The sequence below is a fragment of the Streptomyces sp. NPDC030991 genome (assembly GCF_055571235.1).
Window position 1 is genome coordinate 16,320 of record NZ_JBVIFR010000034.1, and the last position, 25,251, is coordinate 41,570.

Sequence of the window (25,251 nt, forward strand, 5' to 3'; positions counted from 1 at the left end):
AGAAATGATCTTGTAGCTGAGGCCAGTGCGGCTGAGTCGTAGGCTGCGTGCCATGGCGCGATTCGACGAGGTCATGGCGACGTTCTGGGGTGACGGTGATTACGGCGTCCAGCAGCCTCTGACGGACGAGATGGTGCGAGAAGCCGAGGGGCTGCTCGGCGTGACACTGCCCTCGGCCCTGCTTGATCTTCTGCGGCTTCGAAACGGCGGCAGTGTGGCTGCTGATCACGATGCGTTTCCCACCAGTCGGCCAACTTCGTGGAGCGAAGACCACGTTCCCTTCGACGACCTGATGGGCATCGGGCGACGCTCCGGAATGACTTCGTTGCTCGACACTCCGTACTTGATCGAGGAGTGGGGTATGCCAGCACCGCTGGTGCTGCTCTCCGGCGATGGGCACTGCTGGGTCGGGCTCGACTACCGAACCTGCGGGCGAGATGGCGAGCCCTCGGTCACATGGTTCGAGACCGACCTCGACTCGGAGCTCGTCCTGGCTGATGACTTCCGCTCGTTCGTCGAGGGGCTCACTGCGGGGAGCACATATGGTGACGGCTCTGTTGGTGGCCTCGTACCAACTTGGTGACTGCGGTGTCTTCCAGACCAAGAACTCGATCATGAGGCGGCCGTCTTCAGCACGCGGGGGAGATGAGCGTGCATGTGCTCGATCGTGGCGTCCCGGCCCAGGTCACGGATGTGTTGGCCGATGGTTTGGACCAAAGCGCAGGCCCTGTGACGGCCGCCAGCTCTCTCGTCTATTCCGAGCTGTTGCCGAACATCAATCGATCACGGCTCGTCTGTAGCTCCCCACACCCGGTTTAAGGAACGTGTGACTGAGCACTGCAGTTGGCTCCTGAGCGTTCCAGACAAGCGTTGCAGAGGGCCGAACCGCTGCGGACGGAGACATGCGGCAAGATGCGGACGCATGCCCCTCTCATCGCGTTTCACCATGCCGGGCCAGATCCGGGCTGTGGCCACATCCGACCCCTCCGGGCCACTGACCGTGACCGGCTACGGCCCGAGTCCGCTGGCGACCGTCATCACGAGGGTCGACCTTTCAGGCAAGGTGGCGTGGCAGCGGACGTACCCCGGGACAGGCAAGCCGCAATCCCGTCTGGCCACGGACGGCACGCTGTGGCTCGCCTACCCAGACCGCGACGGTCAGCTCCTGGAAGGTGTTCTGCCAGACGGTTCCACTGGGCCCACCGCCCGCCCGGAGTGCCGCGCCGAGGAAATCGGCGCATTCGTCCTCCTCGACGACGGGTTCGTCATTTCCTGGGTCAGCGGCTCCCCCATGGTCCGTAGGGAACGAAGCCGACCCACCTCTGTACCGGAGCCTCGCGTGGCCCGGTACACGAGGGAGGGGGAGTGCCTCTGGTCCACGCCGATCGCGCTCGGTGCGGTGTCGTTGCCGGGCGTGGTGGAGATGGCAGACCGGACCGGAGGGGAGATCCAGCCGCGTAGACCTTGGGCCCCGGAGGAGATCGGCATAGATCACTGGGAGCCACTGCTCGTATCGGCCGACCGGATCGCAGCCAGCTTCACCGACACACGGGGCGGGATCGGGAGGACGTTCCTCCTCGACCTGGACAGTGGCGAGGCCATCTCGGTCACCGCTCCCGCTCCCACAGGCCGAAAGGCGATAGCTGGCCCTGGCCAGTTCCTGCTCGGATCCCAGGGTTACGGTGCCTTCACGACCGGCCGCTTCGGCCGGGACGGCGTCGAAACCGCGCGCTGGGCCAGCCAGGGGGCAATGCTCGTCGACAAGAACGGCGGCGTCTGCGGCCCGGAGCTCGAAAACAGTCTGCCTTCGCGATCACGCTTCCGGCGGCTCGCACCGGACAACAGCCTTGTGGACGGGCCGCCGCTGACGGGTTACTACACCTCCTACCCCGCGATGGACTGCGAGGGAACCGCGGTGTTCTGGCGAGACGGCAAGCTGCTCGCTGTGGACACGGACCTCGCTGGACACGAGCTGTTCGCCATGGATGACAGCCGAGCGGTTATCGGTCGTGCGCTACTGCTGAGCGAAGGCAGTGTCGTCGTCCCCCTGGACAACGAGGTCCTGGTCTTCCGTACACCACTGGGGCCCCTGGCCGAGGGCCCCTGGCCGTGCGGGGAAGCAAACCTCAGGGGCAATCCTCTCCTGAGCTGAAACTGCCTGCGTGACGGCGGAGGAGACTGAAGCTGAGCGTGGAGCTGGCAGGACGGGTCGACTACAAGACTCGTTCACAGGACGCGCTCAACAGCCATGTCGCCTCGCCCTTCAGGCCCTGGTGGGCAGGCTCCGGGCGGGGCTGCGGTAGGTGGTGCTGTCGGTGCGCCTCTCCAACTCGGTCCGGAATTCATGGATGACCAGCAACAGTTCCTTGTGGCCAGAGACCGCCCCCGCACAGGACATGGATGTCGACGCGTCGGCCGTCTGTCGCCTGGTCGAGCAGTGCGAGCGCGCGGCGGGTACTGCGCTGCACCAGGACGTCGGCGCCGGGCGAGCTGAGGACGTAGGCACGTACCTCGGGGTCCAGGCCCGTGGAGTGAAGCATCCGGTCACGGACGGACGGGTCACACGGGGGGGGGGTTGCGGAGCGGGCGGGTATCCACCCGCAGGGCGTCACCACGGGGTGCGTCGTGGTGTCCGTCGCCACAGCTGGTGATCACAGTCTGGATGAGGGCATGCGGGGACCGGAAGCCCGAAAGTTCACTGGTCATGAGACCAGTCTCAGGACAACTCCACTCCACGCGAAGGGAGTTGGGGATGTCTCACGTTGCCTCTTCCGCTAGGCCTTCGTCTTGACCTGCCGGGCGTGGACCGGAGCCAGACAGGCGCGGCACGGCGGACTGGCGTTGGAGCCGTACTTCACGGCCGTCTGCTGGCATATGGCGCACGAGCCCGTCTGCGAACTATGCGTCCAGTGTCGCCGGAGGCAGCAGCCAAGCGGTGCTGCTCGCCTGTTTCTGAACCTCGTTTCAGCAGAGCAGGCCATCAGTCCGAACCGGGTACAACGAGTTGGCGTTCGCGGAACGGTCACGGTGACCGTTCCGCGAACGGATCACACGTCTTTGTACATCTCCCCGCTCAAGATGTCCCGCGCCATCTGCACGATGACGTCACGCCGTGTCGTAGCACCCATCGTCGGCGCGGGATAGCCAGCGGGCAATGCGCGCTCAACCGCATCCACGATGTCATCGATCTTGAATGTGATCTGGCTGTCTACCGTGAGGTGGGCCACGGATTCGACCGCCTGTTCCGTCCGGGCAAACAAATCTCGGGCCAGCGACTCATGGTCAATCGTCATTAAACGGAGGGTAGTCGAGACAAGAGAGCCGAAGAGGCTCTTACAGTTCAAAAACAGGGCGACCGGTCCATTCTCAAGGACCGCAGTAGTCGGGCCTGCCGGCCGCTACGCTCTCGGAGTCCCGGCCGGCGTGGGCGCCAGGGTCGGCCCCGGCACCCGTGGGGCGCTGGCTGGGACACCTCGTGACGGCCATGCTCGCCGCACACGCTGGAACATCAGCGTCGGCCCCGGATGCAGGGATTGTGTGTCGCAGAGTTCACTCATCTGAAGGAACAGCGGCGGCGCGCGGCCTGGCGAATCGATCCGCCAGGCCTGGGTCACCGGTCGGCGTCGTTGCGGCCGGCGAGCGCGCGGACCAGACGGACGACGTCCGCCCACACGGCCCGCGGCTCGTAGCCGAGCAGCACCACCCTCACCGGTGGACCCTGATGCACGGATTCCCACTGGTCTTCGTCGCCATCGCGCACAGCCATGTGCCGTGGGAGAACCGCCGGTTGACCTTCCACGACGCCATCGACAATCGCGTGCCCAGCGCTGAGATGGGCTGCGCCCGCTTCCACCGGGTCACGTTCCACGGCGACGAACCGGTGTGCGCGTACACACGGAACTTCTCGCCCCGGCGGTACTTCTCGGCATTCACAGAGATTCGGTCGACATGCAGCCCCCGGCCCTCCACCGAGATCGACAACGCCCCGTCGGTGTCACTCCCGCTCATCGGCGCGGACGCCGACGACACCGGAGCCAGCAGCAGGACAGCAGACGCTGCGGCCATGCCAGCCTTGATCACAGTTCGCATGATCGACCTAACCCGTGTGCCAACGGTCCGGGTACGGCCCCGCGCCTGCGATAACCCCGCCGAGGGACTGATATGACACAGGCACATTCCAAGATCAATCGGCCTCGTCCGTGCTCCGGACCTCTGATCGTCTGGCCACCTTCTACGCGAGTAATGGCCCTTACTCATCTCTGTGACTCGTTCCGGGAACGTCGAAGAGAGCGTCCTCCAGGTTCGCGCCGCCCAGGATCGCGTCGGCCAGGTCCGCGTCGTGCAGGTTCGCGTCGGTCAGGTTCGCGAGTTGCAGGTCCGCGCTGGTCAGGTCCGCGCCTTGCATCTTCGCGCCTTGCAGGTTCGCGTCGATCAGGTCCACGCTGGTCAGGTTCGCGCTTGTCAGGTCCGCGCCGGTCAGGTCCGCGCCGACCAGGTTCGCGCCGCCCAGCTTCGCGGTGATCAGGTTCGCGCCGACCAGGTTCGCGCCATCCAGGTATGCGGCGCGCAGGTACGCGCCGTCCAGGTACGCGTCGGTCAACGTTGCCTCGCTCAGGTTCGCGCCGTCCAGGTTCGCGATAGTCAGGTTCGCACCGTGCAGGTCCGCGCCGCGCAGGTCCGCGGTGATCAGGTCCACGTCGCGCAGGTTCGCACCACCAAGGTCCGCACGACCAAGGTTCGCGCCGTACAGGTTCGCGCCGTGCAGGTCCGCGCCGCGCAGGTCCGCGCCGTGCAGGTCCGCGAGGGTCAGGTCCGCGCCGTGCAGGTCCGCTGCTGTGTACTTGTCCAGCGGGGTGATGAGAATGCTCAAGGCGGCGGCGATGTCACTCGTGGGGTGGACGAGCGGGGCGCTGACCTTCTTGGGCCGGGGGGCATGACTGCGGACATAGGCGGAGATGACCTGAACGACAGTGGGTGCGTCGCGAGCGGAGTCCTGGGCGATGCGCTGCAACGCGTACAGGCCACCGAGCCGTACTTCCTCGTTGTCGTCGCCGAGATTGGTGACCGCTGCGGTGTAGCGGTCGGTGACCTGGCCGTCGCGGGTCAGCAGCTGCTCGCTGGTGGCCTGACGGATGGTCACCAGCGCGAGTCCGCCCACCAGCAGGGTGGAGACGCTGACCAGCAGCGCCACCGAGCGCTCAAGGCGCGTCCACCAGCGTTCCGCAGCAGGGGTCGGTGTACCGGACGGGTGCCGCCTTGGCCGACGGGTCATGCGGCGTAAATGCGCGATGCGTGCCCTGCTGCTGGGGCTGGCCATAGCACCAGTTCAACAGGTCCCGGAACCGGAGCAGGCCGGATCACCCGATACGTGACAGTCCCGGGACAATCGCGGCGCCCCCATCGGCTTACCGGGGCCGGCCAGAAGCGCCGCACTCGACCGCGACCTCGACCGCATCCGCGTCCGCGACATCATCCGCGACCTAGACCGCGACATCGACCGCGACATCGACCTTTCCCAGGCTCGTGACAACCTGTTTGACGCGGCAGTCAACTTTGTTGGCGCCGACCTCACCACCGTGGATCTTGTTGAGGCCGGCCTCGCAGGGATCCGCTGGGACAACGACACACGGTGGCCCACCCCGGAGTGGGCAGCCCGCATGCGCAGGGCGTCCGTGGAGGACCCTCCTGAATCCGGAGTCTTCATCGTCGTTCCTGCTGAAGGCCGCAATTTCGCCGACCGCGGTTCCCTGGCACCGCTCTCATGAGAGGGCACACCCAGGGCCAACTCCGCCAAGAGCAGGCCGTATAGACGACCGCTCTGCGTATCGTCGCTGCCGTCGAAGCGGCATGCCCGGAAGGCGGTGGGGTCAGGCTTCGACGTACGCGACCAGCACGAGGGTGCCCAATGCCGTGGGCACGTAGATGACGCGCACGCGCCCCTGCTCGTACTGGCGGACACTGCCGGCCTTGGTCGGGACGCCGACGGTCGGGTCAGCGGCGATCACGTCCAGGACCACGTCGAGGGCCGCCAGCTCTGCCGGAGCCATGGCGTCGATCTGCTCCTTGGCCACGTCGTAGAAGACGATGCGGGCCCGGCGTGGGGAGTGCTTGCCCACTAGGCGGCGCTGCTCGACTCGCGCGGGGGCAGGCCGGACGCAGTGCGGAGGTCTTCCCAGTCCACGCACGCCTCTAGGTCGACGCCCTCGGATGCGAGGCGTTCGAGGACGTAGGCCACGCCGGGGTCGGTGAGCGCATGATCGCGGGCGTCGGCGCGCAGCGCGGCTTGTTCGTCGGGGTCGAACACGAGGTGCGCCATGGGGTCCTCCGTCTGGACTGAAGCTTCCACGGTATCGGCCAGCCGGGCCGTCTGTCAGGACGGTTCGGAGTCTGGCCCGGACGTGGAGCCCCGTAGGCCCGGCGACGGGGGGCGCGGGTCCGGGCGGGGAATGGCGGCGGGAACCACGGTGGCGGACACGATCGCGCCAACCGGGACCGAGCCGTCAGCATCGCCCTCGAAGCACTGCACGTCGAAGGCGGTCTTCGCCGGGGCCTGGCCGCCCGCCTGGCCCGTGAGCATGGAGGTGTGTCCCCCGTACCTGGCAACGCGCCGTCAGCGACGCCCGCCTTGGTCTTCTTACCACTACTGACCTGCTGGGAATTAGTGGACCACTTAGTGGGCCACTTAGTTGTCATCTATTATCGATGGTGGGGTATGCCTTCCGAAGCAGGAAGGCCCGACCCGGTTGCACCCGGATCGGACCTCCGTGCAGTTCACGAGCCCGGTCGCCTATGGGAAGGCCGGGCTCGTTTGCGCCCAGCTGCGACCCGCTCGTGTGGGGGGGCGGTTCTAACGGACGAACTGCCCCACCGTGGCGACAACCGTCACCAGCAGTCCCGCGACAGCGAGTCCCACCTGCCACCTTTCGGGGCCGGTCCAACGCCTGCGCGGCTTCCACTCGTTCGAGTCGTACACCTGCTGTTCCTCCACTCTTCCGGTGGTGCCCTTTGCCTTGAGCCGACGCTCAAGGCAAACCGCCGCCCCCGGCGAAAAGATCGACGAAGGGCGACGCATCCGCAGGGAAGAACTGGTGGAACGTCATAAATCATACGGGCACGGAATGACGGGCGCCCCGGCCAACCGCACTATGCGGCAGGCCCGTTCGGGAAACTTCGCTGACCTGGTGTTGAGTGCTGTCTCCGGCCGGAGAAGTAAGCGGCGATGGCGTCGCAGCGGTCGTCGTCATGTCCGAGGACTACCCCCGCGCCCACGGCCACCCCGCTCTCCCGCATCCTGACCACCGCTGTCAGCGCGGGCACAACATCTACGACCGATGGCCTCGTTCCCGTCGCCGCGAAGGTCTGCGGCCCGGTGTCGCACGGTCGCCGGGTCGCGGCGGCTTCGCCGACGCGGCCGAGGTGGCGCCGCCCCCCGACACCGGGTGCGCGCCGTCGTCCCTGCCTGCTGCCTGCTTCCTTCTCTTTTTCATGCTGCTGAGGACGGTCGGGGTGCGTATACGGGGTTGTCAGAGGCCGCACCAGTCTCAATTGGGCATCTCAACTGGGAAAACATGCTCAGCGAGAGTCGGTGGGTATGACAGATACTGGTACAGATCTTCGTACAGATTGCCGTACAGATCTCACTACAGATTTTGTGATGGATGATGTGCAGCCTTCATCGGGCGCTGCTGCGCGCCCAGTCACATGGCCCACCCCTTCTTCTCGGTCCGGCCGGCCCGTCGGTCTGCTGAGCGCGGGGCCCGCTAACGCGTCACAACACCCGCCTAACGCGTCACAACACCGCCCGACGGCCCTGGTTGGACACCGAATCCCGTGTTCACGGCCAGAGCCGCCCAACAGCCGGTGACAGGCGTTGCCCGCCTGAGGTCGCACACCAACCCCAGCAGCTCCGGCACCCCCGTTCCCTGGGCGGCGCCCCGCCGGCTCGCACGTACAGCTGCGGCCGGGCTTGCCCGTGTACTCCGCGGGGCCTGCGTGCTTCACGCGCACGCGCGCGTCCTGTGGTTGCTGTTCCTGCATCAGGTATGTGGGACATCCCTACGGACATCAGCCATGGGTTCACAGGGGCGCTGCCGAAGGCAGTGACCGGCGCGACCGAAGGGAGCGTGTCTATGGGGGTCTGGGGGGAGACGATCCCGAAGGGACGCAAGTGCCGTGCGAAGCGCGGCGCGCAGCGCAGTCCCCCCAGCAGGCACAGAGAGCGCCAGCTCTCGGATGACCGTGATTGTTCCGGGATCCTCACAGGGTGTTCTTACTGGTTTGGGGGTCTTGCAGTTCCCCCGCTGACGACTTGCAGTTCCCCCGTCGACGACTCGTAGTTCCCCCGTCGGAAGATGACGCGGCAGTGGTCGGGCCTCGCCGCATGCGTGCCGCTTGCGCAGGGTGTAGCCGCCGCCTTCTCTATGCCCGAGCTCATCCCGCGCTCCTGACCCGCCGCGCAGGGGTGGGCGCAGCGCATGAAGGCGAGGCGACATCGTGGATCGCGCCCGCCCGGGCCGGGTGCACCGTACGGTCGTTTCTACGGATGGCGACCAGGCACGGACGCCAGGTCGGGTGTGGGAGGGGATCCGAGGATGGTCAACGCCCGTACGTACCCCCTGTGGCGGGATCTCGCGATGAGCGAGGACCTGCCCAAGGAAGCCCTCAAGACGGTGATCGAAGCCCTATGTACTCCGGCGGTGACGCCGGATCGCTTCGATGCCCGGGCCGACCGGTGGCGGGAGGAAGCCCTCAACGCCGCGCTGCCCGCACTGCTGGCCCGCACCACTGCCAAGCGGCTGCGCGGCCGGCTCCTGGTACACGCCGACGACAAGACGCTATCCGCGCTGGCGGCCGACGGCACAGTGACCGCCGCGGACGTGCCCGCCATCCTGCGACACCGCCGGGCCTGGGCCGGACTGATCTCCGCGCTGGCACGTCACCCCGGCCAGGTCGAGGCAGCCATCGCGCTCCTGCCCCGCCTGCCCTACCACGAGGTGGAACAGGTCGTCCGGGACTGGGACCCCGACCGCTACACCCGCACCGCGGGCGCCGCGCCCGCCCCGCCCGTGCCGCCGCAACTGTTCGACGCCGTCCTGGAAGCCTGCCTCACGCCGCTCGCCGCGTACCTCCTGCACCCTGATCCCGAAGAGGGCTGGGAGGCCCTCTCCACGTATCCAAAGGACTGGTCGCTGGAGTTGGGCGACCTCGCCGGCTGGGCGATGCTGGCCCGCTGCCCCCAGCGGTGGCCGCAGCTCACCGCACACCCCACGTTCGGGGCGGCTGTCCAGCACCTGCTGCTGGACCAGGCCGAGACGCAGGCCCTCGAGGACGCCCGCCTCCGCGCCACCAACCCCGACGGCGAGGAACTCCCCGCCGAGCCGGCTCCCGCTCTCAGCGAGGACCTGCTGCGCGCCTGCCTTCCGGCCCTGTGCCTGCCCGAGCTGAGCAACCTGCCCAACCCGCAGGTGACTGCCCGCCGGACCCTGCACCACATCACCAACCGCGTCCGCAGCAACCCGCGCCTGACCGACCTCGCCGCCGACCAGCTGCACGCGGCCGCCAACGCTCTCGTCACCCGCGGTCAGCTGCTCACCTGGTCCGACAAACAGGAAGGCGATTACGAGTTCGACGGCCGCGTCCTGCGCCTCGCCGAGGACCTGGCCCTCCTCAGCGCCAACCCCGACCACCTCGCCGGGGCCTGCGCCCAACTCGCCCGGCTCGATCAGCCGGCCGTCGTCTCCCCCAAGCCGAGCCGGACCCTGATCCGCGTCCTCGACAACACCGACCCCGACCGCGACCGCCCGGCCCGGCTCCTGGAACGCCACTACGAGCACCGCCGAGTCCAGGCCCTGACCGCCCTCACCGCCAACCCGCACATCCCGCACACCGCCGTCGCGGACGTCCTGAGCGGGCTACACCCCGCCGAACTGGCCTGGATCACCGAAAAAGCCGGCGACCCGGACTGGTTCCTGGCCGCCGCGGCCGCCGTCCCAGTGCCCGAGGACGAGGACGACGGCGTAGTGCGCCTGACGGACGACGACGAACTCGGCAAGCACCCCGACCCCGCGGCCGTCCTGCAGTCCTGGCTCGACTCCCCCGCCACCGGGGAGGCCCTCTCCCGATCCGAGGTCTACCGCGCCGTCGTGAAGTCCCGCTACCGCACCCTGGAACACCTGCGCCAAATCCCCGCCTACGAAGTCCTCGCCAACCACGAACCCGACGTGACCCTGAAGATCCTGCTGGACCGCTGCGGGCGCAGCACCGGCCGGTGGGAGGCGCTCGCCGCCGCCATGACCTTCGACTACGACGACGAGAAAATCACCTTCGGGGAGCTCCTCGACTCCCTGGACCCCGCACCCGCCAGCGCGTAGACCTCCTGACCGGCTGTCTTTTCCTCTGGCCCGATGGTTCGCCTCTTCGGTCCGATCAGCTGCGGTCCTCGCGGGGTTCGAGCAGCGCAAAGTAGGTCTCACGCTGCTGCTCGGTCAGCTTGCCGTCCAGCGCGAGGGCCCGGCGCAGCGCCCGGAGGGTGTCGGCGGCAGTCATGCCCCACCTCGTATGGGCGGCGCGCTGGATATCGCCGATGCAGGCGGAGGCCTCACTGGGGAAACAGCGCACGTACCAGTCGAGCATCTTGCCGACAGGGATCGTCAGCGTGAGTTGGTAGTCCTTGACCTCCGGTTCGTCAGGGAACAGTTCGGCCGACTCGATCCAGTCGAACAGCACCGCGGCCCGAATCACCCGGTGCAAGTGGTCGGTGGGTACGATGCGGTCCAGGCTGGCGGCAACGGTCCAGGCGAGTTCGTCGGCGACCTCACCGACGGCATCCGGGTTGCGCTGGCGCAGGACCCAGCGCTTACGAACGTCGGGTCGATCCCACAGCGTGTTGCGGAAGTTGGCGGCGAAGCGGTCGCGGACCTCGGCCGCGCCCGGGGAGAGATGGTGTCGGTCGCCGACCGACATCGCTTCGCCGATACCGGTGTAGGAGCGCTCACGGGATTCAACCCAGTCCTCGGCCACCGCGCGGGCCCACTGGTCACGGCCGCTCACGGTGGCCTGCGGCAGCGGGACGTCACTGTTGTCGCGGGAGATGTAGGAGCGAAGCGTGGAGGCGGTGATGCCGCCGAGCTCGGCCATCTCCGGGACACCGATCAGCTGGCCGGCCGTGAGTTCAGGGCTGGAGAGGTCGACGATGCACTGCTCCAGCGGCAGTGCATCGGTTTGCGTGGCGCGGCGCTCGGCCCACAGCGCGAGATGGTCGAGCCAGTTATCCGGTTTGGGGGCGTTGGGGTCGAATGTGGCTACCTTGCCGACATGAGCCCGGGCCGGGTCGGCGCGGCCGTCGAGCATGTCGGCGGCGGTGACGGTGACGGCCAGGCGCGCCTTGCGGTGCTCGTAGTCCTGGGTAATCGGGTCCCAGACCTGACCGGGCCGATACCAGGTGGTGCCGTCGAACCAGTAGTCGCCAGCGCGGAACAGCAGGGCGTCATAGGCCCACTTCAGATGCCACGAGGACGTGTCCCCGTCGCGCATTAGCAGCACGGAGCGACCGTGTTCGGGGTGCCAGCGTACCGACCAGCCCAGGGTGTGCTGCTTGGGGTCGGTGGTAAAGGCGTACCAGCTGTTGGTCTTGCGGTTGCGGTCGAAGCGGCCCCACATACCGCTCATCTCGTGTCGGCCGACGGCCTCAATGGCCTCGGGGCCCTCATCCAGCGGGAGGTGGGAGTCGTCGACGAAGGGCAGGCCTGGTACCGGGTGATCAGTGCGGAGGCCATTGGCTAGCGGGAGAACGTGACTCAAGGTTGATTCCTCGTTTCACTTCTAGTGCTGCACCATTGTGCAGCACTTCATGTCTTCTCTTATACAGCGAACCCAAACACCTTTGTGCAGCGCCTTTCGGCCAACCTTCTGGACATGGGCTCTGCCTTCGCTGCTGGCTGATGCTGAGAGACGTCGGGCGTCCAGCTCAGGGCAGAACGAGGTGCGGGCGGCGTGTCGAGCAGCCGGGTCTTCTGCACGCAGGTCCCCGTCATGGGTAGCGGCGACAACCGAAGCAGCCATGCCACCTGAAGCTGGGGAGGGGGTTGCGCACCGCTCGGGACTGTCGACCCGGCTGCAACTCCAGCCACGTACACCCGTGCACCTCACTACACGGCCTGCCTCGACATCCACCCGAGGCCTCAGCCGACGAACGGAAGCCCCACTGGGGCCAAGTAGCGACACCAGGGGCGGAGGTAGGTGAGCTGATCGGCCCCCAGGGCCGGGCAGCGGAGCCACCCGCTCACCCCAGCCATGCTGCTGATGCTTTTCTCCGTCACGGCCTGCACCACCCGAGACTCAGAGCCGTTGGTGCCGTCCACGGCCCCGCGGCCGAGGACGAAAGCCGCGCGCGAAGCCGCCTCAGCCACCCTGGGGTCGCTGGGAGAGTCAGCGACGGCGTGTGTACAGCAGACAGAGAGGCTGGGTGTTGTTGCTGGTCAGAGTGTTTTCAAGTGGCGAAAAGCGTCATTGCGATGGCGGAAACAGCCATTGCTGTTGCCTATAGGCAAGGGTTGAAAGGGGGGTACTCCGGCGGGTTGCGGCCAGGGTGCTTTGCCTCTGGGCAACTGCTGTGTAGCGTCGGGGTGTTGGTGTTGCCTATAGGCAAAGGTGGAGGCATGGGCTACCCAGGCGGTGAGCCGCGCAAGCAGCTCGCCGTGGACGAGGAGACCGGCGAGGTCTTCCAGCTCACGATCATGGGCGAGGAAGAGCCGCTGTTCGACCCCAGGCGGACGACGAAGCGCAAGAAGGTGCGGTTCGACTGGCGCCCCTACCCTGGACGGCACGCAAACGTCGGCAAGGAGCTGATGGCTCTGGTCTGGCAGAAGAACTCGGGGTACGGCCAGAACGACCGTGATGTGCTGGCCTTCTTCATCGCGCATTCGCCTGAGGGCGATGACCCCCTGCGGATGACGTCGAAGGAGATCAGCACCGAGCTGGGGATCCGTCAGCAGACGGTCGGAAAGTCGATCACCAAGCTGAGCAAGGGCGGTCTGCTGCTGAAGGCCGAGGCTGTGGGCAGAATGAACTTCTACCGGGTGAACCCCCGGGCTGCCTACGACGGGCCGGCCGTCGACCAGCTGGAGGCGACCAAGACCGCGCGGCACCCAGTGGTGCCTGCCCCTGGAACGCGGGCAGAGAATGCAGAGACGAAGACGGCGGCCGGCGCGCCGCGTACCCGAAGGAGGGCATCGTGAGCACTCCCGCACACGACCAGGGGCACCCTGAGCTGACGGCCGAGCTGCTGCACGAGGTCCTGCTGCGTACGGCCGGCATGCAGGGCGCCGACTTCCGGGTCCTGTCCTTCTACATGACCGCGGCCCCGCTCGGACAGATCGTGAGGGTGCCCGCGAAGGACGTCGCCGCGGCCCTGAAGCTGACCGGGCCGAGCGTCTCCAAGAGCATCAAGCGCCTGCGCGAAGCAGGCTGGCTCAGGACCGCGTACCGGATCGGCAACGTCTCCTTCTACCGCGTCGGGCCCAAGGTCCTGGCCCTGGCTGCTGACAAGCACGACCAGGCCGAGGAGCAGCCGCTGGCCACGGTCACAACCCTGCCGACCGCCTCCCCCTACACAGACTGACCTCGCGGGCGCGTCCAGGCAGCCGCACCCCCTCGTGGGCGTCGCGGCTGCCGGCTAAAGGCGCGTTGCGTGGTCGGCGCGGTCAGCCGAGGACGGGTCGTTCGGCCGCGATGAGGTCACGTGCCTGCTGTCCGTAGACAGCCATGGTGTGCAGGAGCTGGAAGCAACGCTGGTAGGAGGCGATCTCCTCAGGATCGGTGATGGTCAATGATGCCGAGACGGTCTCCACATCGACGCTCGCGTTGTCGAGCACAGTGAACGAGATCGGTGGCACGCAGACCATGCGCGCCCGCGCCGGGATGATGCCGATCGTCAGGCCCGGCTGGTCGATCTTGTCGGCGAGTGAGTCGAGTTGGCCGCGCATCACGACGGCGCCGCCGAGGTTGGTTCGCAGGGCCTGCTCGCCGAGGATGAGGTGGCTGGTGCGCCCACCCTGGCCGAGGAGCGCGGTCCTGGCGGTGCGCGCGGCGACCGCCTCCTCAATGGTGTCGGAGTGACCGTGCTTCTCGGCTACGAGCGTGAGCATGGCACGGGCGTAGTCCGCAGTCTGAAGGTTGCCCCAGATGACATCGGAACAGTAGTGCTCGCCGCTACGGGAGGCGCGGTAGCGCTCCAGGTAGCTGCTCTGTACGACGCCCAGGCCTTCGGTCATCAACTGGGTCCACGGGATGTGCTCGTGCTGCTGAACGCTCATGGTGGGCTCCCTCAAAGCGACGGCATGCGCTCCTGTGCAGGTCGCCTGGAGCATCCCCTTCACCAGCCTGTCTCGTCGAGGGGGCCGAAGGCCTTGAGCCGGCAGCCTCAGCCCCGCCTGACGGCTCGACTGATCTCGTAGGGCACTTCCTCCACCAGATGGAACAGCGGCTCCAGGATGCCGTTGCAGGTCAGGTCGGTGCGGGGCGGGCAGTGCTGGGTCAGCGCCATGCAAATGCTGCGCTGCACGGTCCGAGGCGGTCTGCTGCGCCCGGCCTTCCCGACCAGGAACGCGGGCAGCAGCCGTTGCGGCAACATCACGTCTCCTGCGTTGCAACGCCTGCAACATCGGGGTGCAACGAGGAGTTGCTACACCTCGATGAAGGCCACGACCACGAGCGTTATCTCGGGTTCGGACGCCTTCACTGCAGCTCAGAGCCCCGTGGCAGCGTGAGGGACGTAAGGCATGTAGGTGGTGCGAGGCGAGCCGATGGAAGTCGGGCCCTGGTTACTCGTAGACCTTGGCTGCTTGGAGCGCGCGGGCGATGAAGGTCCAGTCACCGCCTGCTGGAAGCTCTTTGCCGAAGTTCTGATAGAAGCCTGGGGAGTCGTGCACCCACGCGGCGAGGGCTTCCAGGAAAGTGGCGAGTGTGTTGTTCTCCCACGCATCGCCTTGCTGCAGGAAGTCCTGGTGCAGCTTGCGGACGAAAGCGACCAGTTCCTCGCGGTTGCGGATCTCATCATCTGGAGTAAGGGACATGCCGGCAAGTATCCGGTGGCCTCGTAGGACGGCCGTCTAGGGGGCTGGTTGTGGGCGGTTCTCGTTGCGGATCATGCGGCGGAGGCTGGTGCGGGTGGCGGCGAGGTCGTCCTCGAGCTCGGCGACTCGCTGCTGGAGTTCCGCATTCTGAGTGGTCGCTTGCCGTTCTGCCGTGGACAACCGGAGGTTCTCCTCCGTCAGCTCGTTCACGCGGTCGCCCTGCCGCCAGAGGGGATCGACCTGGTCGTCCTGCCACTCCCTGAGCGGGCGGCCCCCGACAGGAACGGCCGCACAGGCCCGCATCTGGACGGCGGCTTCAGAAGGTGGCGGGGCGCGCAGGCGGGCGGGGTCCGGAGGCAGTCATGCGGGCGCTGCCGGTGCGAGTCTCCCGCAGAATGTCTCGCCAATCGGTGTGGGGCAGCCAGGCCTTCTCCATGAGGTGGGCGGTCCAGTCGAGCAGATCGGTCCGCAGGCGCAGCCGGGCAGCTGGGATGCGGTAGTGGAATTCCTCCTCGCGGACGGGGTCGCAGTCCCGGTTGGGTGTAGCTCCTTTCAAGGGACAGGCTGAGCTGGGTATTTGCCTTACTGGCCGGGCTGAGCGCCGCGTAGATCGATTCGAGATCCTCAGGTCACGCTCGGGCCGGACCAAGATCGACTGCCTGGAAGTCAAGGATCGCGGCGATGCCCTCCTGGGGACCCGGTTCGATCACCCGGTCACGCGCCGAGCCGTAGTTCATGCAGGTAGAGCCGCCCTTTGAAGGAGCTACACCCAACAGGGTTCGCGGGCGTGGCGCGCGGGCTCGGCGGCACTTCCACCGTCCTCACGCCGTGTCCTTGAAGTAATGACCGTCCTCGATGTCTTCGATCAGCCCGGGGTGCACGGGAACCCAGCCGAAGCGCTCCCGGGTCAGCGCGCTGGACGTCGGGTTGTCGAGCGACACCAGCGGGGCGAGAACGCCGAAGTGGCCGCTCGCCTCCTCGGCAGTCAGACTCACCGCCGGAAGCTTCAACTGGCGGCCGATGGCCTCGGCGATGTCCCGGAACCGCACACCCTCCTCCGCGACCGCGTGCACTGGAGTGCTGGGCGGGGCGGATTCCACGGCCAGCCGGAACAGGGCTGCGGCATCACGCCGGTGCACCGACGACCAGCGGTTCGCCCCCTCGCCGACAAAGGCCGAGACACCCTTCGCACGAGCGATACCGATCAGCATCGAGACGAACCCGCGCGCGTCTCCCCGGCCGTGCACGGTCGGCGCCAGCCGTACCGACGACGAGCGCACCCCGCGCCCGCCCAGGGCCAGAACGGACGTCTCAACCGGGAGCCGCAGGCCGGTGACGGCATGGGGAACAGCCGGGGTCTCCTCGGTCAGAATCTGTCCCGGCGTGCGGCCGATGACCCCCGAGGTGACCACGAAGGGCTTGCCCGTCTGCTCCAACTCCGAACCGATCGCCTTCACAGCATTCAGCTCGACCCGCGCACGAGCGGCAGAGTCGGTGGTCTCGGAGATGTGCTGGTTGGCGGCGAAGACCACCCCGTCCGCCTTCGCCGCGCCGGAGCGCAAGCTGTCCAGGTCACCGAGGTCACCACGGTGTACCGCGATGCCTGCCCTGGCCAGAGTCGCGGCGGAGGCATCGGAGCGGGCGAGGCCCACGACCTCGTGGCCCGCTTGCAGCAACCCACTCACGATGGCCGATCCGACGTACCCGGTTGCCCCTGCGACGAAAATACGCACGATGAGAATCCCCCGATGTTTTCCAGTTGGCCCGCCGCACGGCGCCGGGTTCGTACCTTGACGGTAGAAGCGGCAGGAACACGGCGTCCAAGACCTGTTCCGCACCACGCGATACGGATCAGGTATCACGAGTACGATGCACGAGTGCCCAGCGCCCACGTACCCCCGGTCGACTTCGACCTGCGCCTGGTGCGGTACTTCACAGTCGTGGCCGAGCACGGCAACTTCCGCCGCGCAGCGGCCGAACTGCGGCTTGCGCAACCGTCGCTGAGCCGCCAGATCCAGAGCCTTGAGAAGCGGTTGGGCGTCCGCCTGCTCGACCGCACCACCAGGGGCTGCCGCCTCACCGCGGCCGGACAGGAGTTCCTGCCCCAGGCGGAAGCACTCCTGCACTCCGCGGAACTGGCCGCGACGACGACCCGCGCCGCAGCTGCATCCGGCGCCGTCACCATCGGGTACGTGGGCGGACTCATCATCACCCCCGCAGTACGCGAGCTGCGCAGCCGCCACCCTCACGCCCAGGTCACCACGCTGCACCTGGACTGGAGCGATGTCCACATGGCCCTGCTCGACCACCGCGTGGACGCGGTCATCGCCCGAGAGCCGTTCCCGACGGACAGGCTGCGGGTGACGCCCCTGTACCAGGAGCCCCGGGTGCTCCTGATGCCGACAACGCACCGCCTCGCGGGAAGGGAGTCGGTCACCCTCGACGACTTCGCAGACGAACCCCTCATCCGCTACCCGGACCCCGCCTACGACGCCTTCTGGCGCCTCGACCCCCGACCGGACGGACGCCCGGCACCCGACGGCCCGCGGGTCGAGGCGCACGCGGACAAACTCGAATCCATCGCCGGCGGACAGGCCATCGCCCTAGCACCGGCAGCCGACGGGAACAGCACGCCCAGGCACGATCTGACGACCGTTCCCGTCCAAGGAATCGAACCGTGCGACGTGGTGATCGCCACCCGCACCCGCGAGCGCAACCGCCTGGTGTCGGCCTTCCTCGAAACAGCCCAATCGCATCTCACCGGTCGCGACACACTCCGAAGGGTGTAGCTCCTTCAGAGGGCGGCTCTACCTGCATGAACTACGGCTCGACGCGTGACCGGGTGGTCGAACCAGGACCCCAGGAGGGCATCGCCGCGATCCTTGACTTCCAGGCAGTCGATCAGGCAATCGATCTTGATCCGGCCCCGAGCGTGACCTGAGGATTTCGAATCGATCTACGCCGGCGCTCAGCCCGGCCAGTAAGGCAAATGCCCAGCTCAGCCTGTCCCTTGAAAGGAGCTATACCCCTCGGCGATAAGCACACCCTCAAGCACCCGGCCCTCCTCGATCTCGGTGCGGCGAGACTAACGGGGCGGTGACTGCTGCAGTAAGCACGTTGTTGTCGCCTGTGGTTGGGACGCCAGGTCTCCTAATAGGACTCCGTTAGGTCGTTCTGGATCTTGTTGTTGGGCGGGTTCTGGTGGGGAGGGATTGCTGGCAGCTGGTGCAGATCCCGGTCCAGCACCTCAGGGTGTCTTGGAGAGCGTCGAGGATCTGGAAGAGGGTGAGCCTGGTTGCGGTGCTTTTGGGGCCAGGCGCTGTTCGGTGAGGAAGGCGTGGGCGGCGGTCACGAGGGTGACGTGGTGGTGCCAGCCGGGCCAGGAACGGCCTTCGAAGTGATCCAGGCCCAGGCCGTGCTTGAGCTCGCGGTAGTCGTGCTCGATGCGCCAGCGGACTTTGGCCAACCGGACGAGATCGACGAGGGGGGTGTCCAGCGGGAGGTTGGACAGCCAGTATTCGCTGGGCGCTTCGGCTCCGGCGGGCCATTCGGCGAGCAGCCAGCAGTCGGGCAGGACCCCGTCCCACCAGCCCTGCCCGGCCGAGGCCGCTGCTTTGATCGGGCGTTCAACGGCTTTGCCGGCCGGGCGCACGCGCACGGCCGCGAAGCGGGACCGTAGTTCTCCTTTCGAGCCCTGGCGCCATGTGAGAGGAACGAATGCTTCCTGCCCCGCAGTTGCGGCAAGGACTGCCACTGACGGGGCCTTTTGGCGGTAGCGCGGCTGGGGGCAGCAGCCGACATCTCCTTTGCGGTCCGGGGCCTCGGGTTCCGCGTCGAACGGGTAGGCGCTCACGTCCGACCGGATGGCCAGGACATAGGTGAGCCCTCGCTTCGACAGGGCGGCCCGCAGGTGGGCGTTGGTGCCGTAGGCGGCGTCGGCCACCACCGCGGGTGGTGTCATCCCCCAACCGGCCAGTGAGTCGAGCATGTCCAGTGCCAGACGCCATTTCTCGTGGTGCGTGACCTCGTGCGGGATCTGGGTCCTGGTGCGGCGGTGACTGTCCGCGGCCCAGTCCTGGGGCAGGGACAGCCTCCACTGCAGCGGGCACGAGGCCGTGTCACTGGCAGCGTGGACACTGACGGCGACCTGGCAGTTCGCGCGTTTGCCCAGGGCTCCGCAGTACTGCGGAGCCACGCCGACCGACATCCGACCGTCTTTCGGCATCGACACGTCGTCGATCACCCATGCCACAGGGTCGACCAGCGGCAGCAGACGTTCATTGATCCGCCGCTGCACGGGCACCGGATCCCAGGTCGACTGGTTCACGAACTGCTGCAGGTTCTGCTCGTTGCCATCCGGCAGCCGCGAAGCCATCGCCTGGATCGACTTGCGACGGCCGTCCAGCATGAGTCCCCGCAGATAACAGTCACCCTTGGCCCGCTGGTCCTTCCGCGGCACTGAGGCGAACACATCGGCTACGAACAACGCCAACGTCGCCCGAACACGCCTCACTTCATGTAAGTCCACGCATCCAACATGCTCCTGATCAGCGCCAACAGGAAGACCTAACGGAGTGCTATTAGTATGCCGCTGAGAGGTCCCACGCAGTTATCCTTCGATGACCTAGAGGCGGGCGACTGACAACATGGCAACAGATTGGGTAGCCCGAGGTATCGCCATTGGTGGTGCATCCGCCGCGACGCTTAACATGCTTATCTCGTATCGGACGTTCAGGCGGGTTAGGCCTAATGTAAAGGTTACGCTCGAAAAAGTAAGCGCAGCCAAGAGGCAGAACGCGGAGGGAATTGAATATCAATTCATCGTGTTGTTCCTCAATAGGGGAGGAACCCCCGTTTCCGTGACGCGCATCGACCTCGCAGGAAATTCGATGCTCAGATTTTGGGGTTGGAAGCTTGCGAAGGGTGAGAGGTTCCTACAGTCCGACCCAGAACGGCCGTTGGTTCCTGCGCACGATGGCATCACGCACCGCTTCACGATCCCGCAAGACGCCCTGAGGGCAGGTAACAGGGACATCTGGTACTTGCAGTTCAGGGTCCTGCTCTCCAACGGGCGTGCCGCCCACAGCTATATGATCCCCAGGTCGGACTGGTGGGGACGCGACTAGCCTCGATCTTTCTTGAGGGTCCACCGACGGAGTCGGTGGACCCTCAAGAAAGATCGAGGCTAAGGTCTGTCCCGTAAATGATCTCTGAACGGCCTCGGGCATGGCGGGCTGATGGACGGCTTGGTGGTCTATCCGGCGAGGGCGAGGTTGTGCATCCTTGCGATGCCGAGCATGGCGTGGTGGACGCCGTCGCCTTTGAGGCGGCAGTCACGCAGGATCTTCCAGGTCTTCATGCGGGCGAAAGCGTGCTCGACGCGGGCGCGGACTTGCTTGTGGGACTTGTTGTGGGCCTGCTTCCAGTCGGGCAGCTCCTCGCCCTTGCGGCGCCGGTGGGGCATCACGAGCCCGGTGCCTGGATAGCCGCCGTCGGCGATGGTCATGGTCGTGCCGACGGCGGCCTTTGCGCCGGACTCCTCCCACGCCTTGCAGTCGTTGCGGTTGCCGGGCAAGGGCCTGCCGACCGCCACGACGAGGCGGGTGTCGGCGTCAATGACGACCTGGTGGTTGGTGGAGTACCGGTAGTTCTTCGACTGCTCGGCGACGGTGTGATCGCGGGTGGGCACCAGGGTGCCGTCCACGATCAGCACGGTGTCCTTCGCGAAGCGCTTGCGGGGCTGGAGGGCGAGCATCGGCCCGAGGTGATCGATGATCCGGTCCGCTGCCGACTTGGACACCCCGAATAATGGGGCCAGTTGGCGCATGGTCAGGTTCGTGCGCCAATACGCCGCGACCAGCAGTGCCCGGTCCTCCAGCGGCAGGCCCCATGGCCGGCCCCGGCGGACCGTGTCCGCACCCTCGCGTCGCAGCACCGTCACCAGCTTCCCGAACAGGCGAGGGCTCAGCCCGGTGAACGGGGCTATCCAGGACGGCTCCGACGCCGTGATCACACCAGGCACCGCGAGATCGTCTCATCTTGATCATCCCGTGGGTTCCCCAGCCTCTGGCGGGACATATCTCGTTCGTCCGGACGGATCCGGCGTGAGAACCTCACGCCTGTGGCTACGGAAACCGAGGTGGGAGAGCTGTTGCACCAGCGCGGCTGGCGGACGGCATTCACAGTCGCTGAAAGGGTGAACGCGTGGGCCGCCCTGGTCAGCTCCATCGAGCGCGGCTACGGCGACGACATCTACGAGTACACCAACGACCTGTACTGCCGAAACTGGTTGCACGAGGCGTGGCTCCTGCTGGACGAACACATCGTTCAGCTCTGGACCCCGCAGATCAAAGCCCTGGACGACCGGTACAAGGCCGCGACCGTCGATGACGACGGCCAAGCACTTGACCAGTTCCACAAGCTACCTGGCCCTGACCTGTGGTGGTGGCGGCGACACCCCCGCATCCTCAGCAAGGACCTCGGGCGTTCGCTTCGCTCGGCCGGCGCCATCGGCACCGACCCGGACACCGCATGACCCTCAGCCTCCTGGGATTACGGGACAGCCCTTAGGCTGGATATCCTGTGAGTATGGTGACGCCCAATCAGGATAGTTCGCACATAGGTGACTTGACAGATAGGCCGGATGAAGTGGCGGAGCCGGCACCTGCCCGAGCTTCGAAGAATGTAAGGACGTTCCTCGGGGCTCCCGAGGTGCTCGACTTCCCGCCGGTACCCAACGGGATCGACTACTTGGTCAGCGTGGTCACGCATCTGCAACCGGACACCGGCGGCACCCCGCGCGACATCAAGTACGCCGTCCTCCACCTCCAGGCCGCATCCGAGGTCCTCTTGAAGGCCCGGCTGTCGCGTGAGCACTGGAGCCTGGTGTTCAAGGACCCCAGCAAGGCGACCTTCTCTGACTTCGACAATGCCTCGTTCGACAGCTGCACTACCGAGGAAGCGGTAAAGCGTCTGCGCAACATCGCAGGCATCGACATCAGCACAAAGGACGCCCAAGCGCTCGACAAGCTGGCCAAAGACCGCAACCGCCTCCAGCACTACGGCCTGACACACAACGCCAAGGCCGTCGAGGCACGAGCCGCCAACGTCCTGGACTTCCTGGTGCGCTTCATCGACGACGTCTTGGTGCCCAACCTCCCTGAGGCCGAACGGGAGACGGCGCTGACGCACTTGGCCACCGTCACCGCGGGCCTGACTGCCATCCAATCGTTCGTCACTCGACGAATGAACCGGCTGCGCAGCACCGAATTGAAGGACAACGCAGCCCGAACGCTGCGGTGCCCGGACTGCCAGCAATACGCAATGCTCATCGTGGAAGGCGCAACTGGCGTATGCCACTTCTGCGGCTGTACCTGGCCCCCCAAGCACCTCGCACGCGCGCTCACTCACGAGCCGCTGAGCAGCCCACTTGTTGAGTGTCCCCGCTGTCGCGCCTCGACGCTCACCGACGCCGCGGAATTCGCCGACGGCCGATGGACCCTCTTCTGCACCACCTGCGTCAACCGCTTTACCCCGGAAGACCTGGGCAACTGCGCAAGCTGTGGCTGCTACTGGCCCGCAGCGGCAATGCTCCCAGAGACCGGTCAGCTTCTATGCGCCGACTGCCAACGACGCATACGCGAGGAAGAGGACCAGGCAGACTGGGTGGACAAGGCCCGTGACCGCGGCGCACTCTGACGCGTCGTCGGGAAAGAACTTTATGGCCAACTACGGGAAGCGTGCCTTTTCACCGTTCCAGCGCATGAGGAACCGTGGGTCCAGCTGGCGGCGCGGAACGATGTGAATGGCGTCGGAATTGATTGTAGTGGAGCTGGGACCGGTGATACGGAGGTAACCGCGCGCGTGTAGTCGCTCCACCTCCTCGCTCAGTTCCTCGTTCGTCAGATACTCCGTCGGCTGCAACGTCAGATAGAGAACAGGGTTGTTCAGCGGGGGCCCATCCGGCCCAAGGAGCTGTGCGTGCTCTGCCGCCAGCACCAGGAGGGCGGCTGCCTCGTAGGGGAAGGTGCACAGATCCTGCAGCACGGTGTGGTGCCAGGAGACGACGGAGGTGTCCGCCAGGTCGGGATCCCATTCCATGAAGATGCGTTGCGGATCAGGCGACAGGAGCCGCCGTGGCGGCACGGGCCGCAGCGCGCGCTGGGCGTCGGTGAGGCGGTCGCGGTGGAGCTGACAGCGCCCAGCGCGATCAGGTGCGCATTTGTGTCCGGGCGCGGCGTAGCACCTGGGACAGGTTCGCTGGCGAGCCTTGTCGCGGATCTCGGGCGGGACGGCTCGGCTCAAGGGGGCTCCGTTCACTGCTGAGAACTCGTGTTCCTCGGAGTTCACTTATCTGGTGGTCCCGCGCCCGTACAGCGGCCTTCCGTCCGGGCCCTGCTGGTCGTGGCTCATGAGCGGCGGCTGTTCCGGCCTGCACCCGTCGCTGACGCACCGAAGAGCACGTAGTGCGCGAGAGCGTGCGGTCGTCGCTTTCCGACGTGGCCGTCCCTCTTGAGCCTTTGCCATCGCAGGAGTGCGTGAGCGGCCACTTGCGCGTCCGTCTTGGCTTTGGTGCCTGTTGTGACGGCTTCGAACGCCGCGTGCAGTCCGCGGGGCAGGGCCCGGCTGGCATGCGGAGTGAACAGCTTGCGCAGTTCCCATGGCATCTGCTCCCACATCGCGGTGAACCGCTCGGCGGTCGTCTGGGGGCTGGCCGCGCAAAGCGGCACGCCGGTTGCCCCGGCCGCGCGTTCGGGGTGCTCATGGCCTGCGCTGTTTATGTCCCTGAGGCTCATCTCAACGGCATTCCTGTTCCGTCCTTGCGAGCACGAGATCACGGTCCATCACCCGGGTTGTGCCATAGGCGGCGGCGATGAGGTGGCTATTGGCTCGCGTGAGGTAACTGGGGTCTCGGGTCTCGGCGGCCATGACAAGAAGCTGGGCTGCCTGGACGGCTCGATAGGTGGCGTCCGCCAGAGACCCGCGCGCAGGCTCTGTGTCCTGCTCGGCAAACGGACTGGGAAGGTAGGGGACCAGGACGTCATCAGGGGCGGGCCCCACAAAAGCGGCCACCTCGAGCAGTTCGCGGGCCTCGGCCAGGAGGTAGGCCAGTTCCGCGCGGACGTCGCGCTCTCCGGCGAGTGCTTTTCGGGCTTCGCACACGCTGCACCCGCTGTGTGCGCAGTAATGCGTCATGGCAGGCGATGGCGCAGGAGCGGGAGGACGGAAGGGCTCCCCGAGATGGGGCAGGCGGGCTTCCAGGTGAGCGAGCTGATCAAGAATGCGGGGCCCGCGCGTGTGTGGTGTGCCGGCTTGCGCGGTTCTCGGCCTGGGCGCGTTTTGCCGGTCGCAGTCCTCCGCGTGCCGCCTGGAGTCCTTGCGGACGGACCCGGCTGAAGTCCCTGCGCATTCCCACTGGCATTTTCGGCACCGGGCGATGTAGCGGACTCTGCCCGGACAACGGCTGTCCAGTGGCCGCTGGCGGTGCTTGCTGGGGCCTGTCCGCGGACACCGTGACCCGTCCTCGTGCTCGGCCCAGATCTGCCCGTCGAAGACGGTCGTCACTTTCACGCTGCCGTCCGGGGAGGACGTGTGTGCCTGTGGCATGACGCTCACGCTCCTGATCCATGCGCGCCCTATCAGTAACCGGTGCAACGAGCGGTTGCAGGCATCGGTTCTTCTTCGTGCGTCGCCCGTTCCGGTTACCGCAGCATCGCGGGTCGCGTCAGCGTCAACCCTGTCGCAAGGAAAGCTCTGTCCATCGCGGACAGCGAAGCTCATGCACCGGACCGGGAAACGGAACCGGGCCGGGCTCTGCCGCCTGTACAAGGAGCGGCCCGAGGTTTTGTTCGCCCATCAGGACGGGGCGGCAACCAGCGCGCTGGAGACTTCTGGGACCACGGAGGTGGTCAAGGTCCTCACTCGCTGGAGCGATCTGATCGAGGCGATGGTCGAGGTTGTGGCCAGCGCACGCGAGCACCTGGTCGTCACCGGCAGCCGGTCGCGGGAGAAGACCTACCTGGCGGCGATCGAGACCGCGCTGGCCCAGCAGCCGGACCTCGTCCACTACCGGGTGCTCTACGGGCTGCCCCGCCATGCGGAGCTCGTCGACCACCTGGCCCGGCTGCTGGAGCTGCGCGATCCCGCCGCCCGCCGGTCGACAACCTGCTGCCGTGGGTAG

The 25,251-nt window shown here is 66.8% G+C and carries 27 protein-coding genes; 10 read left to right on the forward strand and 17 right to left on the reverse strand.

Annotation, left to right across the window (positions count from 1 at the left end):
- The first annotated feature begins 52 nt into the window (after positions 1-52).
- Both ACZ45E_RS37315 and ACZ45E_RS37320 read left to right on the forward strand, forming a co-directional pair.
- The gene (locus ACZ45E_RS37315) at positions 53-583 is read left to right on the forward strand and encodes an SMI1/KNR4 family protein (RefSeq protein WP_468230239.1); all 531 of its coding nucleotides are present in this window, start codon (positions 53-55) and stop codon (positions 581-583) included.
- 363 nt (positions 584-946) lie between these two features.
- Positions 947-2,152 carry a hypothetical protein gene (locus ACZ45E_RS37320; RefSeq protein ID WP_468230241.1) on the forward strand — a complete coding sequence of 402 codons (1,206 nt, stop codon included), beginning with the start codon at positions 947-949 and terminating at the stop codon, positions 2,150-2,152.
- Between the two features lie 190 nt (positions 2,153-2,342).
- Here the strand turns inward: ACZ45E_RS37320 and ACZ45E_RS37325 are convergent, their stop codons facing one another.
- From ACZ45E_RS37325 to ACZ45E_RS37350, 6 genes are all read right to left on the reverse strand, one after another.
- Positions 2,343-2,540 (reverse strand): hypothetical protein, encoded by a 198-nt coding sequence (locus ACZ45E_RS37325; protein ID WP_468230244.1) that lies wholly within the window; start codon positions 2,538-2,540, stop codon positions 2,343-2,345.
- 507 nt (positions 2,541-3,047) lie between these two features.
- A complete protein-coding gene (locus ACZ45E_RS37330; protein ID WP_468230245.1) occupies positions 3,048-3,293 on the reverse strand; it encodes a hypothetical protein in 246 nt (81 codons plus the stop codon).
- Between the two features lie 412 nt (positions 3,294-3,705).
- Positions 3,706-4,065 (reverse strand): hypothetical protein, encoded by a 360-nt coding sequence (locus ACZ45E_RS37335; protein ID WP_468230248.1) that lies wholly within the window; start codon positions 4,063-4,065, stop codon positions 3,706-3,708.
- Positions 4,066-4,249: 184 nt separating this feature from the next.
- Complete coding sequence (locus ACZ45E_RS37340) at positions 4,250-5,317, reverse strand: pentapeptide repeat-containing protein (protein ID WP_468230250.1); 1,068 nt, start codon at positions 5,315-5,317, stop codon at positions 4,250-4,252.
- 550 nt (positions 5,318-5,867) lie between these two features.
- The gene (locus ACZ45E_RS37345) at positions 5,868-6,116 is read right to left on the reverse strand and encodes a hypothetical protein (protein ID WP_468230253.1); all 249 of its coding nucleotides are present in this window, start codon (positions 6,114-6,116) and stop codon (positions 5,868-5,870) included.
- Positions 6,116-6,316: a hypothetical protein gene (locus ACZ45E_RS37350; RefSeq protein ID WP_468230255.1), complete on the reverse strand. Its 201-nt coding sequence runs from the start codon at positions 6,314-6,316 to the stop codon at positions 6,116-6,118. The genes ACZ45E_RS37345 and ACZ45E_RS37350 overlap by 1 nt, the downstream gene beginning before the upstream one ends.
- A 2,275-nt stretch (positions 6,317-8,591) precedes the next feature.
- On the opposite strand from ACZ45E_RS37350, the gene ACZ45E_RS37355 reads away from it, so the two are divergent.
- Positions 8,592-10,370: a hypothetical protein gene (locus ACZ45E_RS37355; RefSeq protein WP_468230257.1), complete on the forward strand. Its 1,779-nt coding sequence runs from the start codon at positions 8,592-8,594 to the stop codon at positions 10,368-10,370.
- A gap of 55 nt (positions 10,371-10,425) precedes the next feature.
- On the opposite strand, the gene ACZ45E_RS37360 is transcribed toward ACZ45E_RS37355, so the two are convergent.
- On the reverse strand, positions 10,426-11,799 hold the full coding sequence (locus ACZ45E_RS37360) for a hypothetical protein (RefSeq protein WP_468230260.1): 1,374 nt from the start codon (positions 11,797-11,799) through the stop codon (positions 10,426-10,428).
- A gap of 857 nt (positions 11,800-12,656) precedes the next feature.
- Between ACZ45E_RS37360 and ACZ45E_RS37365 the strand changes: the two genes are divergently transcribed.
- Both ACZ45E_RS37365 and ACZ45E_RS37370 read left to right on the forward strand, forming a co-directional pair.
- Positions 12,657-13,235, forward strand: a complete 579-nt coding sequence (locus ACZ45E_RS37365; protein ID WP_468230263.1) for a winged helix-turn-helix domain-containing protein — start codon at positions 12,657-12,659, stop codon at positions 13,233-13,235.
- Positions 13,232-13,618, forward strand: coding sequence for a MarR family transcriptional regulator (locus ACZ45E_RS37370; RefSeq protein ID WP_468230266.1), 387 nt, complete (start codon positions 13,232-13,234; stop codon positions 13,616-13,618). The genes ACZ45E_RS37365 and ACZ45E_RS37370 overlap by 4 nt, the downstream gene beginning before the upstream one ends.
- A gap of 82 nt (positions 13,619-13,700) precedes the next feature.
- Here the strand turns inward: ACZ45E_RS37370 and ACZ45E_RS37375 are convergent, their stop codons facing one another.
- The 5 genes from ACZ45E_RS37375 to ACZ45E_RS37395 form a co-directional block, all read right to left on the reverse strand.
- A complete protein-coding gene (locus tag ACZ45E_RS37375; RefSeq protein ID WP_468230268.1) occupies positions 13,701-14,312 on the reverse strand; it encodes a Scr1 family TA system antitoxin-like transcriptional regulator in 612 nt (203 codons plus the stop codon).
- A gap of 107 nt (positions 14,313-14,419) precedes the next feature.
- Positions 14,420-14,629, reverse strand: coding sequence for a hypothetical protein (locus ACZ45E_RS37380; RefSeq protein ID WP_468230269.1), 210 nt, complete (start codon positions 14,627-14,629; stop codon positions 14,420-14,422).
- Between the two features lie 190 nt (positions 14,630-14,819).
- Positions 14,820-15,071 (reverse strand): DUF7660 family protein, encoded by a 252-nt coding sequence (locus ACZ45E_RS37385; RefSeq protein WP_468230272.1) that lies wholly within the window; start codon positions 15,069-15,071, stop codon positions 14,820-14,822.
- A gap of 36 nt (positions 15,072-15,107) precedes the next feature.
- A complete protein-coding gene (locus tag ACZ45E_RS37390; RefSeq protein ID WP_468230275.1) occupies positions 15,108-15,281 on the reverse strand; it encodes a hypothetical protein in 174 nt (57 codons plus the stop codon).
- Positions 15,282-15,892: 611 nt separating this feature from the next.
- A complete protein-coding gene (locus ACZ45E_RS37395; RefSeq protein ID WP_468230338.1) occupies positions 15,893-16,804 on the reverse strand; it encodes an SDR family oxidoreductase in 912 nt (303 codons plus the stop codon).
- A gap of 144 nt (positions 16,805-16,948) precedes the next feature.
- Here ACZ45E_RS37395 and ACZ45E_RS37400 point away from each other — a divergent pair, with 144 nt between their 5' ends.
- Together ACZ45E_RS37400 and ACZ45E_RS37405 are read left to right on the forward strand one after the other, a co-directional pair.
- Positions 16,949-17,860, forward strand: a complete 912-nt coding sequence (locus ACZ45E_RS37400; protein ID WP_468230278.1) for a LysR family transcriptional regulator — start codon at positions 16,949-16,951, stop codon at positions 17,858-17,860.
- 26 nt (positions 17,861-17,886) lie between these two features.
- Positions 17,887-18,012, forward strand: coding sequence for a hypothetical protein (locus tag ACZ45E_RS37405; RefSeq protein ID WP_468230280.1), 126 nt, complete (start codon positions 17,887-17,889; stop codon positions 18,010-18,012).
- Between the two features lie 306 nt (positions 18,013-18,318).
- Here ACZ45E_RS37405 and ACZ45E_RS37410 read toward each other — a convergent pair whose 3' ends face one another.
- On the reverse strand, positions 18,319-19,599 hold the full coding sequence (locus tag ACZ45E_RS37410; protein ID WP_468230283.1) for an IS701 family transposase: 1,281 nt from the start codon (positions 19,597-19,599) through the stop codon (positions 18,319-18,321).
- A gap of 726 nt (positions 19,600-20,325) precedes the next feature.
- Positions 20,326-21,093, reverse strand: a complete 768-nt coding sequence (locus ACZ45E_RS37415) for a transposase (RefSeq protein WP_468230286.1) — start codon at positions 21,091-21,093, stop codon at positions 20,326-20,328.
- Positions 21,094-21,192: 99 nt separating this feature from the next.
- Between ACZ45E_RS37415 and ACZ45E_RS37420 the strand changes: the two genes are divergently transcribed.
- Entirely contained in the window at positions 21,193-21,606 is a 414-nt protein-coding gene (locus tag ACZ45E_RS37420; protein WP_468230289.1) for a hypothetical protein, read from the forward strand.
- Between the two features lie 53 nt (positions 21,607-21,659).
- Positions 21,660-22,769, forward strand: a complete 1,110-nt coding sequence (locus ACZ45E_RS37425; RefSeq protein WP_468230292.1) for a hypothetical protein — start codon at positions 21,660-21,662, stop codon at positions 22,767-22,769.
- A gap of 30 nt (positions 22,770-22,799) precedes the next feature.
- Here the strand turns inward: ACZ45E_RS37425 and ACZ45E_RS37430 are convergent, their stop codons facing one another.
- From ACZ45E_RS37430 to ACZ45E_RS37440, 3 genes are all read right to left on the reverse strand, one after another.
- Entirely contained in the window at positions 22,800-23,375 is a 576-nt protein-coding gene (locus tag ACZ45E_RS37430) for a hypothetical protein (RefSeq protein ID WP_468230295.1), read from the reverse strand.
- A 104-nt stretch (positions 23,376-23,479) separates the two neighbouring features.
- Complete coding sequence (locus tag ACZ45E_RS37435; protein WP_468230298.1) at positions 23,480-23,866, reverse strand: hypothetical protein; 387 nt, start codon at positions 23,864-23,866, stop codon at positions 23,480-23,482.
- Between the two features lies 1 nt (position 23,867).
- Positions 23,868-24,233, reverse strand: coding sequence for a hypothetical protein (locus ACZ45E_RS37440; protein ID WP_468230300.1), 366 nt, complete (start codon positions 24,231-24,233; stop codon positions 23,868-23,870).
- Between the two features lie 616 nt (positions 24,234-24,849).
- On the opposite strand from ACZ45E_RS37440, the gene ACZ45E_RS37445 reads away from it, so the two are divergent.
- Positions 24,850-25,251 (forward strand): hypothetical protein, encoded by a 402-nt coding sequence (locus ACZ45E_RS37445; protein ID WP_468230303.1) that lies wholly within the window; start codon positions 24,850-24,852, stop codon positions 25,249-25,251.